General features: G+C 53.2%; 9 protein-coding genes. 5 read left to right on the top strand and 4 right to left on the bottom strand.

Annotated features, from left to right (window positions below; genetic code table 11):
• From EO763_RS01125 to thiH, 4 genes are read left to right on the top strand one after another with little or no spacing between them, the layout of a single operon-like run.
• Positions 1-795 (top strand): HesA/MoeB/ThiF family protein, encoded by a 795-nt coding sequence (locus EO763_RS01125; RefSeq protein WP_161527818.1) that lies wholly within the window; start codon positions 1-3, stop codon positions 793-795.
• Positions 776-976, top strand: coding sequence for a sulfur carrier protein ThiS (thiS, locus tag EO763_RS01120; protein WP_039494840.1), 201 nt, complete (start codon positions 776-778; stop codon positions 974-976). The genes EO763_RS01125 and thiS overlap by 20 nt, the downstream gene beginning before the upstream one ends.
• 1 nt (position 977) lies before the next feature.
• Positions 978-1,763, top strand: coding sequence for a thiazole synthase (locus EO763_RS01115; RefSeq protein WP_138256298.1), 786 nt, complete (start codon positions 978-980; stop codon positions 1,761-1,763).
• On the top strand, positions 1,760-2,881 hold the full coding sequence (gene thiH, locus EO763_RS01110; RefSeq protein WP_161527817.1) for a 2-iminoacetate synthase ThiH: 1,122 nt from the start codon (positions 1,760-1,762) through the stop codon (positions 2,879-2,881). The genes EO763_RS01115 and thiH overlap by 4 nt, the downstream gene beginning before the upstream one ends.
• Positions 2,882-3,275: 394 nt before the next feature.
• On the opposite strand, the gene EO763_RS01105 is transcribed toward thiH, so the two are convergent.
• The gene (locus EO763_RS01105) at positions 3,276-4,712 is read right to left on the bottom strand and encodes an aminotransferase-like domain-containing protein (RefSeq protein ID WP_161527816.1); all 1,437 of its coding nucleotides are present in this window, start codon (positions 4,710-4,712) and stop codon (positions 3,276-3,278) included.
• Positions 4,713-4,885: 173 nt separating this feature from the next.
• Between EO763_RS01105 and EO763_RS01100 the strand changes: the two genes are divergently transcribed.
• On the top strand, positions 4,886-5,077 hold the full coding sequence (locus EO763_RS01100) for a DUF1127 domain-containing protein (RefSeq protein ID WP_010301731.1): 192 nt from the start codon (positions 4,886-4,888) through the stop codon (positions 5,075-5,077).
• 94 nt (positions 5,078-5,171) lie between these two features.
• Here EO763_RS01100 and shiA read toward each other — a convergent pair whose 3' ends face one another.
• The 3 genes from shiA to rpoC all read right to left on the bottom strand — a co-directional run bounded on the left by shiA (position 5,172) and on the right by rpoC (position 12,467).
• Complete coding sequence (gene shiA / locus EO763_RS01095) at positions 5,172-6,569, bottom strand: shikimate transporter (protein ID WP_161527815.1); 1,398 nt, start codon at positions 6,567-6,569, stop codon at positions 5,172-5,174.
• A 536-nt stretch (positions 6,570-7,105) separates the two neighbouring features.
• Positions 7,106-8,110 (bottom strand): IS110 family RNA-guided transposase, encoded by a 1,005-nt coding sequence (locus tag EO763_RS01090; RefSeq protein WP_039494846.1) that lies wholly within the window; start codon positions 8,108-8,110, stop codon positions 7,106-7,108.
• A 133-nt stretch (positions 8,111-8,243) separates the two neighbouring features.
• A complete protein-coding gene (rpoC, locus tag EO763_RS01085; protein WP_161527814.1) occupies positions 8,244-12,467 on the bottom strand; it encodes a DNA-directed RNA polymerase subunit beta' in 4,224 nt (1,407 codons plus the stop codon).
• Positions 12,468-12,523 lie beyond the last annotated feature (56 nt).

The raw sequence follows: 12,523 nt of genomic DNA, 5'->3' as shown, positions 1-12,523 counted from the left end.
ATGGTAACGACTCACCATCCAACGCCTGCCGGACTGAGCGATAGCGAATTCATGCGCTATAGCCGCCAACTGATGCTGGAAGATATTGGCCCGGAAGGTCAGGAGAAACTCAAAGCCGCCCGCGTTTTGCTCGTTGGGCTGGGTGGGCTGGGGGCGCCCGCCTCGCTCTATCTGGCTGCCGCTGGGGTCGGCACGCAACTGCTTGCCGACGATGACTCACTGCACATCAGCAACCTGCAACGCCAGATTCTGTATCGCACCAGCGACACCGACAAACCCAAAGCCGTGTTGGCGCAGCGTCAGCTACAGGCATTAAATCCGCACTCAGAAGCGATTGCGATTACCGAAAGGCTCAGCGGTGACGTGTTATACCGCGCCGTCAGCCGCGTCGATCTGGTGCTGGATTGCAGCGACAACATGGCCACTCGCCATGCAGTTAACGCCGCCTGTTTTAGCGCAGGCAAGCCGCTCATCAGCGGGAGCGCCGTCGGTTTCAGCGGCCAGCTCGCGGTCTTCGCACCGCCTTATCACGCTGGCTGCTACGCCTGCCTGTATCCCGATACGGCCGAACCACAGCGCAACTGCCGTACCGCCGGCGTGCTGGGTCCGGTGGTCGGCGTGATTGGCACGCTTCAGGCGCTGGAAGCGATAAAACTGCTGGCCGGTATACCGTCCGCGCTAGACGGCAAGCTGAGGATGTTCAATGGTAAACAGCAGAGCTGGAACACGCTCCAGCTGACGCGCGCGCCCCATTGCCCGGTATGTGGAGGGGTGCATGAAAATCACGCTGAATGATGAACCCTTTGAATGCCCAGAGGCCACCACGGTTGAAGCGCTGCTGAGCCAGATAAATCGGCTCCAGCCTGGCACAGCGCTGGCCATCAACCAAACCATTATCCCGCACGCCACCTGGTCACAGCATCAGGTGCAAGACGGTGATGATATTTTGCTTTTTCAGGCAATCGCGGGAGGATGACATGCTGCACATTGCCGATACGACATTAACTTCACGGCTGCTGACCGGCACCGGGAAATTCGCCACGCCAGAATTGATGCTGGCAGCACTTGAGGCTTCTGGTTCTCAGTTAGTCACCATGGCGATGAAACGCGTTGATCTGAACGGCGGCAACGACGCCATTCTCGCCCCGCTACGCCAGCTCGGTATTAAGCTGTTGCCGAATACCTCAGGGGCCAAAACCGCAGACGAAGCCATTTTTGCGGCCCGACTGGCGCGAGAAGCGTTGGGCACTCGCTGGCTGAAGCTGGAAATTCACCCCGATGTGAAATACCTGCTGCCCGACCCTATCGAAACCCTGAAAGCCGCCGAACAGCTGGTAAAAGAGGGATTCACGGTGCTGCCTTACTGCGGTGCCGACCCTGTGCTGTGCAAACGGTTGGAAGAGGTCGGCTGCGCGGCGGTGATGCCACTGGGCGCACCAATCGGCTCCAATCAAGGGCTGCAAACGCGTGATTTTCTTCGCATCATCATCGAACAGGCGCGCGTTCCGGTTATTGTCGATGCGGGCATTGGCGCGCCCAGTCATGCGGCTGATGCGCTGGAAATGGGAGCCGACGCCGTACTGGTCAACACGGCCATCGCCGTTGCCCGCGATCCCGTGGCGATGGCGCACGCATTCAGACTGGCAGTCGATGCCGGTGGGCTTGCCCGTCAGGCCGGCCTGGGAAGTAAGCAGTTTGTCGCCAGCGCCACCAGCCCGCTCACCGGTTTTCTGCATCAGCAAACAGAAGGGGCGGAGCGATGAGCGTCGATTTTCAAACCGTCTGGGAACAGCTCGACTGGGATGACCTGACGCTGTGCATCAACAGTAAAACCGCACGTGATGTCGAACGAGCGCTTGCTACACCACACCTGACGCGTGACGATTTCATGGCGCTCATTTCACCTGCCGCCAGCGCCTATCTGGAACCGCTAGCCCAGCGGGCACAGCAGCTCACCCGGCAACGTTTTGGCAATGCGGTGAGTTTCTATGTGCCGCTATATCTATCCAACCTCTGCTCCAACGACTGCACCTACTGCGGCTTTTCAATGAGCAATCACATCAAGCGAAAAACGCTGGATGAGGCAGAGATCCTACGTGAATGCGCCGCCATCAAAGAACTGGGGTTTGAGCACCTGCTGCTTGTGACTGGCGAACACCAGCGTAAAGTAGGCATGGATTATTTTCGCCACGTCTTTCCACTCATCCGACCGCGCTTCAGTTCGCTGATGATTGAAGTTCAGCCGCTGTCGCAAGACGAGTACGCCGAGTTGAAAACGCTGGGGTTGGATGGCGTGATGGTCTATCAGGAAACCTATCATCCAGCGACCTACCAACTGCATCATCTAAAAGGACAAAAGCAGGATTTCCATTGGCGACTCGCCACGCCGGATCGACTTGGGCGTGCGGGGATCGACAAGATCGGGCTGGGCGCTTTAATCGGCCTGTCCAATAGCTGGCGAACCGACTGCTACATGGTGGCGGAACATCTGTTGCACTTACAGCGGAACTACTGGCAGAGCCGTTATTCTATCTCGTTCCCTCGTCTGCGCCCCTGTACGGGCGGCATTGAACCGGCATCACTCATGGATGAAGCGCAGCTCATGCAGGTTATTTGTGCATTCCGGTTGCTGTCGCCGGATATTGAGCTGTCGCTTTCCACGCGTGAATCGCCTTTCTTTCGCGATCATGCCATTCCTATCGCGATTAACAACGTCAGCGCATTTTCCAAAACCCAGCCAGGTGGCTACGCCGACGACCATCCTGAACTGGAACAGTTTTCGCCGCATGATTCACGACGTCCTGAAGACGTGGCGCAAGCCATCATACGAGCAGGTCTCCAGCCCGTATGGAAAGACTGGGACGGTTATTTAGGCAGGTAGTCATTGAGCGGGTAACGCGGTGGTATGCCTGATATTGGTCACTGAAGCGTGAAGTGAGAGGGAAACACGGTGATGAGGTTCCCGCAGGGACACCTCGCACCGTGGTAGCCCTCGGCTCTTAAACGATCGGTATGCGTGATACGCATGATTTGGGATGCAGCTCGCAAGCTGAAATGAGAATTACACGGAAGGTGACATTCTCAGGATAGCGCCGCGCAACATGGCATTCGGCCTATCGTCACGGCCTGCGACGAAGGATACAGTAGCGTCGTTGGCAAGCCTGAGCATGATTACAGAGCGTGCTGGCCGGAGCTGTTTGCTACTTATCGGCTCTGCACATCAACCCGCCGATACGGGGCTTATCCTTACCCGTATCGGCCCTTCCCTAAGATTATCAGGTTACGTTTTGGTCAGGAAAAGTGTGCATCATCTTCGCGACTTCACTGCCCACAATGCGAAGCCCTTCCCTTATTTCTTCCGTAAAGCGATTGGCATAATTGAGTCGAATACAATTGCGGTATTTGCCTGAGGCGGAGAAGAGCGAGCCAGCGGCTATCTGTATGCCTGCTTTTCTGACCTCACGACTGAGCTTGAGCGAATCAAAATATTCGGGCAGCTCAATCCACATCAGAAAGCCCCCCTGTGGACGGCTCACACAGATGTTTGACGGAAAATACTCACGAACCCAGCAAGTAAACGTATCCAGATTCGCTTTGTACTGAGCACGCATGCGGCGTAGGTGAGGTTGATAGTGTCCGTTACGAATAAATTCCGCCACGGCTAGCTGGGGCTGCACCACCGTCGATCCTGTACTGATGTATTTTGTATGAATCACCCGTTCCAGATAGCGCCCTGGAGCAATCCAACCAACGCGCAAACCGGGAGCCAGGTTCTTTGAAAACGAGCTGCACAAGAGTACACGTCCATCTTCATCAAATGATTTTATCGCGCGGGGACGCGGATATTCATAGGCTAGCTCGCCATAGGCATCATCTTCAATAATCGCGATATCAAAATGCTGCGCCAACGTCACCAGCGATTTCTTACGGGCGTCAGGCATGATGAAGCCAAGTGGGTTGTTACAGCTCGGCACCAGAAGTACGGCTTTGATCGGCCACTGATCCAACGCCAGTCTTAACGCTTCAAGGCTGATCCCCGTCACAGAGTCGGTCGGGATCTCGATCGCTTTGATATCCATCCCACGGAGGATCTGCATCGTACCCGGAAAAGCTGGTGACTCAACGGCCACGATGTCGCCGGGTTGGCAAACAGCCCGGACGGCCACAAATAAGGCTTCCTGACAGCCGGTCGTGATCACAATATCATCTTGCGTTAACTGGCAGCCGCAGTCGACGGTAAGACGAGCAATCTGTTCGCGCAACGCAGGCACGCCATACACGCTGTCATATTGTAAGACCCTAGGATCCTGATATTGGCAGAGGCGGCTCATCTCTTTCCATAGTGGTTTGATGGTCGGCTGGCTCACATCCGGCATTCCGCTACCAAATTTCAACACGTTGGTTTCCAGACGCACGTTCACCAGTTCCAGCACCGATTCCCACTGCGTAATTTCAACCGGACGTTGGGCAGGACGCGTCAGCGCAGGTACGGGCGGCGTTGCCTTGCGCGGCGTGACAAAATACCCCGAACGCGGCTGCGGCATAATCAACTGTCGGGTTTCCAGCAGATGATAGGCTTGCTGTACGGTACTGATGCTCACACCATGTTCTGTACTCAGCGCCCGCACAGAAGGCAGGCGTTCCCCGCTTTGGTACAACCCTTGTTCGATCCGTTGCTCTAACAGCCCAGCCAGGTGTTGATAACGCGTCATCAGTATCATTCCCTATCAAGATTCACAGCAGTAACCAGTACAGATTCAAATAAAAATCACCATTCAGATGCAATATCACACAATCTGTATGCTAAAAAAATGAATTTTTTGAGTCTGTATTGAAAATAGCTTTCGCCTCATCATAGCGATCATTCACTGGCGAGGGGGAAAATATGGAATTTCATGAGAATCGATCACAAAAACCGTTCCGCGAGTCACCGTTTTGGCTCATGCTGATTTTGCCATACCGCTTGTGGAAAGCCTGGCGAGCAAGAGTGAACACGCTGAAGATACTACGAAATATGAGTGATGACGGACTCAAGGATATTGGGCTAAAGAGAAGCGATCTTGATCGGTTCAGATAGTGCCGCGGCAAAAAAAGCAGACAAAAAACAGTAGAAGTGTGCCGATACAAACATTGTATCTGTATCGGCACGCTAGATTGATGAGGCGAGGAGGCTAGTGAGGTAAAGCGTCCGTCGGTGTGGCTTTCATCCGCATCCCGACAATCGCCGACAGCAAGCAGCCAATGGCAAGGTAAGCCGCCACTGCATGCCATGAACCATCCATAAACTGCACCAGCAGAACGGCGATAAAAGGCGTAAACCCGCCGCCAACTACGCTGGCGACCTGATAACCCACACCCGCCCCGCTATAGCGGTACGCCGTGCCAAATAGCTCGGTAAACATCGGTTGCTGTACGCTAACAATCATATCGTGGGCAATATTCGCCAGCATGATGGCAAAGAATAGAATCATCAGCGTGTTATGGCTTTCCAGCGCCATAAAGAATGGCACCGCACTCGCAGCCCCAATCAGCGCACCGGTAACATAGATACGACGGCGGCCAAAGCTATCTGCCAGATAGGCAAAGCAAGGAATGGATACGCAACTGATCGCCCCTACCAGCAGCCCGATATTCAGGAAAATATCCCGCGATAGCCCAAGATGGGTGGTGGAGTAATTGAGGGCAAACGCGGTGACGATATACATCGTTAACAGTTCGCCAAGCCGTAGCGCAATAATCAGCAAAAATGCCTTAGGATGCTGGCGCAGTGCTTCCATGATAGGGAACGAACGCAGTTTGCTTGCTCTTTCTCCCAGCGTTTTATTCGCCTCAAATTCCTGAGACTCATCCATCCCGTTACGCACCCACCAGGCGATAGCCACCAGAATCAGGCTGAATAAGAACGGCAAACGCCAGCCCCAGGTGGTAAATTCTTCATTGGTCGTCAGATTGCTCACTACCGATACCGACCCAGTAGCCAATAACAGCCCAACCCCAAAGCCAACCTGTACACCGCTGCTATAAAACGCTTTCTTCTTCTTAGGCGCATTCTCTACCGCCAACAGCGCCGCCCCGCCCCATTCACCACCGACCGCGAATCCTTGAATTGCCCTCAGCGTAACCAGCAGCACCGGTGCCCACCAGCCAATGGAATCAAACGACGGCAACAGGCCAATCAACGCAGTAGAAATGCCCATCATCCAGACCGTGATCATCAACATCCGTTTACGGCCCAGCTTATCGCCAAAGTGGCCGAACACCATTCCACCCAACGGACGGAACAGGAAACCAACGCCAAACGTACCAAATGCCGCCAGCGTCCCCATCGTCGGGCTAATTTGTGGGAAAAATTCGGTATTAAATACAAGAGCGGCAACAATTCCGTACAGCAGGAAATCGTACCAGTCAACAACGGCACCCACAAAACTGCCCCATGCTGCGCGTTTTGCTCGATGTTGAGAATGGCTTACTGACTGTGTTTGTCGGGTTTTATCAGAAGAAAGTGAGTTATCTTGCTGAGGTAATGAGCCGCCAGGCTGTGAGAGTGTTGGCGTAGTTGAGGTGTCCATGTCGGTTCCGTTCTATTTACTTTACACTACTGTACAACAAAAAATTTCAGGGAAGAAATTTTTAACGTCGCTTGCGACGGCCTTTAGGTAGCGCACAGGGATGTGCGCTATAAAAAATTTCAGGAAGAAATAAAACGCCGGGAGCGTTTTATAACAACGCACAGCGTTGGCCCGCCAGGGTGGAAGGCAGGACGCCTTCCATAAATTTTTAACGTCGTTTACGACGGGGCGTCCGCTGGGAATCAGCCATAAAAAAAATCTATGGTCACCCCCGTTTTTGCAACACCGATTTTGATTTATGATGGGCTTGCTTAAATCTATACGGCGTCTGATAGGCAACCTTACGTTGCCCGCGCCACGATGAAGTCCGCGCCTGCAGAACCTTAAAAACCGGACGGCTTCAAAGAGCCATTTTTTATGTCAGGTTCATCCACAGGTCGCTGTGCCGTTCATGTCATCAATAATCAGTCATCGCAAAACCAGAAAGTCACTGCGTAACACCTAAGCGCTAACTGTTCGTCGCTGTTGGCTCTTTTTTATTGGATAAAAGCTGTCCGATGGGTTGTCACCGACCAGGCTATTCGGGCTAGTTTGTTCGCCAACCCGCAGGCCACCACGTTCGAATGATGCCGCGTTAGCTGCCCCTTTACCCAGTCAGCCAGACGCCCTCGGTTATGTTCCAGCCGCTGCATAAATACTCGGGCACATTGCACCAGCAACCGTCGCAGATTCTTATCCCCGCGCTTACTTATTCCCATTAGCGTATTTTTTCCACCCGTGCTGTACTGACGCGGGACTAACCCCGTTGATGCAGCAAAGTCCCGGCTGCAGGCATAACTTTTTCCGTCGCCGAGCTTCGTGGCTAAAAAGCTGGCCGTGATAAGCCCGACGCCGGGAATAGTCAATAAACGCTGGGCTGTATCGTCTTCAGCCATATGGATTTTTAGCTCTTGTTCGACCTCCTCAATTTGTTCTGTGAGGTAGGCGTAGTGTTGGTGGAGTCGCATAAGCAACCGCGCTAAATAAGGCGGCAGTTCGTGCTCTTCAAGCACCACGGCAAGACGCCTGATAACCGCGATGCCGCGCGGCATGCTAATGCCAAACTCCAGCAGGAAAGCATGCATCTGATTGGTGGTTTTAACCCGGTCCCTGACGAGAGCATCACGAACGCGATGCAAAGCTGACATCGCCTGCTGGTCTTCCGTTCTCGGGGTCACGAAGCGCATAGAAGGTCTTGACGCGGCTTCGCAAATAGCCTCGGCATCAATAAAATCGTTCTTATTACTCTTAATAAAAGGGCGAACGAACTGAGGTGAAATGAGCTTGACCTGATGCCCAAGCTGGCTGATGTGTCGTGCCATAAAATGCGCGCCAGCACAGGACTCCATAACAACGGTAGAAGCGGTACAGGTAGAGAGAAAGGTGGTTAACTGGGTACGTGAGAACTTCTTACGTAGCAATGCATTGCCGTTTTTATCCTGAGCGTGGAGATGGAACGAATGCTTGCCGAGGTCGATACCGATGAGCGTAACGTTTTGCATGATGAGCCCCTTCAGAAAGAAAAACACCCTGTCAGCGTACCGCTCACAGGGTGGGGGTGACCATCTCATTAACCCCGACCATAATAGCCGGGGTTTCTGTTATTTACCGCATGATAGCGCAGCGCAAAAAGACTTATTCGTCGTCACGGCTACCAAAGCCTGCGTTCAGCAGTTCGGCCAGGTTAGCAGAAGCTTCATCGGCACTCACCTGAGGCACGACAGGCGCTTCACCCGCCTGACGGCGGCGCATACGATCCTGATGGTACGCATAACCCGTACCCGCTGGGATCAGACGACCTACGATAACGTTCTCTTTCAGGCCACGCAGTTCATCACGCTTACCAGCAACAGCGGCTTCGGTCAGTACGCGAGTGGTTTCCTGGAACGATGCCGCAGAAATGAAGGACTCGGTCGCCAGAGATGCTTTGGTGATACCCAGCAGATCGCGGCTGTACGTTGCCGTGATCTTGCCATCCGCTTCCAACTGACGGTTGGCAATCTTGATGCGAGAGAATTCTGCCTGTTCACCTTCCAGGAACTCCGTGCCACCTGCGCTAACGATGGTGCCTTTACGCAACATCTGACGAACGATAACTTCGATATGTTTATCGTTAATCTTAACGCCTTGCAGACGGTAAACTTCCTGAACTTCGTTGGTGATATAACGCGTTACTGCATGTACACCACGCAGACGCAGAATATCGTGCGGAGACTCTGGGCCGTCGGAAACAACGTCACCACGCTCCACCACTTCACCTTCGAATACGTTGAGCTGACGCCATTTCGGAATCATCTCTTCGTAAGCATCGCTGCCATCCAACGGAGAAATTACCAGACGGCGCTTGCCTTTGGTTTCTTTACCGAAGGAAATGATACCGCTGATCTCTGCCAGAATAGCCGGCTCTTTCGGACGACGGGCTTCGAACAGGTCGGCTACGCGTGGCAGACCACCGGTAATATCTTTGGTACCACTGGATTCTTGAGGGAGACGCGCCAATGTATCACCGGCACCAATCTGCACTCCATCTTCCAACTGAACAATCGTTTTACCCGGCAGGAAGTATTGAGCAGGCATATCAGTACCTGGGATCAGTACATCTTCACCTTTGCCGTCAACGATTTTCAGTGCTGGACGCAAGTCTTTACCGCTACCAGTACGCTCTGCGCTATCCAGAACGACGATAGAAGACAAACCAGTCAGTTCATCGGTCTGGCGAGTAATGGTCTGACCGTCAATCATATCAGCAAAGCGGATGAAGCCGCTTACCTCGGTCACCACTGGCATGGTATGCGGGTCCCAGTTTGCGACGGTTTCGCCACCGCTAACTTCTGAGCCGTCACCCTTCGCCATCACTGCACCGTAAGGCACTTTATAGCTTTCTTTGGTACGTCCGAATTCGTCGATCAGTTTCAGTTCGGTATTACGTGAAGTAATAACCAGTTTACCGTTGCTGTTCATAACGAACTTCGCGTTGTTCAGTTTCAGGCTACCTTTGTTTTTCACCTGAATGCTGGACTCAGCTGCCGCACGCGATGCCGCACCACCGATGTGGAACGTACGCATGGTTAACTGTGTACCCGGTTCACCGATGGACTGTGCCGCGATAACCCCGATGGCCTCACCTTTGTTGATGATATGACCACGAGCCAGATCGCGACCGTAGCAATTGGCGCACACGCCAAAGTCGGTTTCGCAGCTTACGACTGAACGTACTTTAACGGCGTCAACGGAGTTCTCTTCCAACATGTCACACCACTGCTCGTTCAGCAGCGTGTTACGTGGAACCAGAATATCCGCCGTGCCCGGTTTGATCACGTCTTCAGCCGTTACACGGCCCAGTACGCGCTCACGCAGTGGCTCTTTAACATCACCACCCTCGATAACCGGCGTCATCATGATACCTTCATGGGTACCACAATCGTCCTCGGTCACAACCAGATCCTGCGCAACGTCAACCAGACGACGCGTCAGATAACCGGAGTTCGCCGTTTTCAGTGCGGTATCCGCCAGACCTTTACGCGCACCGTGCGTCGAGATGAAGTACTGGAGTACGTTCAGACCTTCACGGAAGTTTGCGGTAATCGGCGTCTCGATGATGGAACCATCTGGTTTCGCCATCAGACCACGCATACCCGCCAACTGACGAATCTGTGCCGCAGAACCACGCGCACCGGAGTCGGCCATCATAAAGATGCTGTTGAAAGAAACCTGCTGCTCAACCACACCATCACGGTTAACCACATCCTCAACGGACAGGTTTTCCATCATCGCTTTCGCAACACGTTCGTTCGCCGCTGCCCAGATATCGATCACTTTGTTATAGCGTTCGCCCGCAGTAACCAGACCAGACTGGAACTGCTCCTGAATCTCGGCAACTTCGGTTTCGGCTTCTTCGATAATCTCGGCTTTTTTCTCTGGGATAACCATGTCATCGATACCTACGGAAGCACCAGAGCGCGCCGCGTAAGCAAAACCGGTGTACATAGTCTGGTCAGCGAAGATAACTGTCGGCTTCAGACCCAAAATGCGGTAACAGGTGTTCAGCATTTTGGAGATCGCTTTCTTGCCCAAAGGCTGGTTAACGATCGAGTACGGCAGACCTTTCGGTACGATCATCCAGAGGATGGCGCGACCGATAGTCGTATCGATAATCGAAGTCTGATGCGTAACCTCGCCTTCGATGTTTTTGATCTCTTCCGTGATACGCACTTTAACGCGCGCATGCAGAGAGGCCAGACCAGCGCGATAAACGCGTTCAGCTTCTTTCGGACCCGTGAGCACCATGCCTTCGCCTTTGGCGTTAACACAGTCACGCGTCATGTAATACAGACCCAATACCACGTCCTGAGAAGGAACGATGATTGGCTCACCATTCGCAGGGGACAGGATGTTGTTGGTCGACATCATCAACGCACGCGCTTCCAACTGGGCTTCCAGCGTCAGCGGTACGTGTACAGCCATCTGGTCACCATCGAAGTCGGCGTTATATGCCGCACAAACCAGCGGGTGCAGTTGGATCGCTTTACCTTCGATCAGTACCGGTTCAAATGCCTGGATACCCAAACGGTGCAGTGTTGGTGCACGGTTCAGCAGTACTGGGTGTTCGCGGATGACTTCATCCAGGATATCCCATACGACGGCTTCTTCACGCTCAACCATTTTCTTGGCGGCTTTGATGGTGGTAGCAAGACCACGCAATTCCAGCTTGCCGTAGATGAACGGTTTGAACAGCTCCAGTGCCATTTTCTTCGGCAGACCACACTGGTGCAGACGCAGGTATGGACCAACGGTGATGACGGAACGACCGGAGTAGTCAACACGCTTACCGAGCAGGTTCTGACGGAAACGACCCTGTTTACCTTTGATCATATCAGCCAAAGATTTCAGAGGACGTTTGTTAGAACCGGTGATCGCACGACCGCGACGGCCGTTATCCAGCAGGGCATCAACCGCTTCCTGCAACATACGTTTTTCGTTACGTACGATGATATCTGGCGCAGCCAGATCCAGCAGACGTTTCAAACGGTTGTTACGGTTGATCACGCGACGATACAGATCGTTCAGGTCGGAAGTCGCGAAACGACCACCATCCAGCGGAACCAACGGACGCAAATCTGGTGGCAGTACTGGCAGAACGGTCAGGATCATCCACTCTGGCTTGTTACCAGACTGTACGAATGCTTCCAGCAGCTTAATGCGCTTAGTCAGCTTCTTACGTTTGGTTTCAGAGTTGGTTTCGGTCAGCTCTTCACGCAGCTGCTCGCATTCCTGCTCCAGATCCATGTTCTTCAGCAGAGCCTGGATCGCTTCGGCGCCCATTTTCGCGTCGAACTCATCACCAAACTCTTCCAACGCATCCAGATACTGCTCTTCAGTCAGGATCTGACGGCGCTCAAGGTTGGTCATGCCGCCTTCAACCACGACATAAGATTCAAAATAAAGCACGCGCTCAATATCACGCAGCGGCATATCTAACAGCAAACCGATACGGGAAGGCAGTGACTTCAGGAACCAGATGTGCGCAGTCGGAGAAGCCAGCTCGATGTGACCCATACGCTCACGACGCACTTTAGTTTGGGTCACTTCAACGCCACACTTCTCACAAATAACACCGCGGTGTTTCAGGCGCTTATACTTACCGCACAAGCACTCATAATCTTTTACTGGCCCAAAGATACGGGCGCAGAAAAGGCCGTCACGCTCAGGCTTGAACGTACGGTAGTTGATGGTTTCTGGCTTTTTAACTTCACCAAAAGACCACGAACGGATCATGTCTGGCGAGGCCAGAGCAATTTTGATCGCATCAAACTCTTCGGTCTTAGTTTGCGCTTTCAGAAACTTTAATAAGTCTTTCACGGATTGGCTCCTGTCGGAGTTAGACCTGATAGACACCTGATCTATGCCGTTAACAA

This window comes from Pectobacterium odoriferum, assembly GCF_009931295.1.
Classification (GTDB): Bacteria; Pseudomonadota; Gammaproteobacteria; order Enterobacterales; family Enterobacteriaceae; genus Pectobacterium; species Pectobacterium odoriferum.
Note: the sequence above shows the minus strand (reverse complement) of the source record. Positions and strands in the feature narration are given on the sequence as shown.

Excerpts from the sequence above, each read along its gene's own strand:
- thiS (WP_039494840.1), top strand. The coding sequence starts at position 776 with ATGAAAATCACGCTGAATGATGAACCCTTTGAATGCCCAGAGGCCACC.
- EO763_RS01105 (WP_161527816.1), bottom strand. The coding sequence starts at position 4,712 with ATGACGCGTTATCAACACCTGGCTGGGCTGTTAGAGCAACGGATCGAA.
- EO763_RS01115 (WP_138256298.1), top strand. The coding sequence starts at position 978 with ATGCTGCACATTGCCGATACGACATTAACTTCACGGCTGCTGACCGGC.
- thiH (WP_161527817.1), top strand. The coding sequence starts at position 1,760 with ATGAGCGTCGATTTTCAAACCGTCTGGGAACAGCTCGACTGGGATGAC.
- EO763_RS01100 (WP_010301731.1), top strand. The coding sequence starts at position 4,886 with ATGGAATTTCATGAGAATCGATCACAAAAACCGTTCCGCGAGTCACCG.
- shiA (WP_161527815.1), bottom strand. The coding sequence starts at position 6,569 with ATGGACACCTCAACTACGCCAACACTCTCACAGCCTGGCGGCTCATTA.
- EO763_RS01090 (WP_039494846.1), bottom strand. The coding sequence starts at position 8,110 with ATGCAAAACGTTACGCTCATCGGTATCGACCTCGGCAAGCATTCGTTC.
- EO763_RS01125 (WP_161527818.1), top strand. The coding sequence starts at position 1 with ATGGTAACGACTCACCATCCAACGCCTGCCGGACTGAGCGATAGCGAA.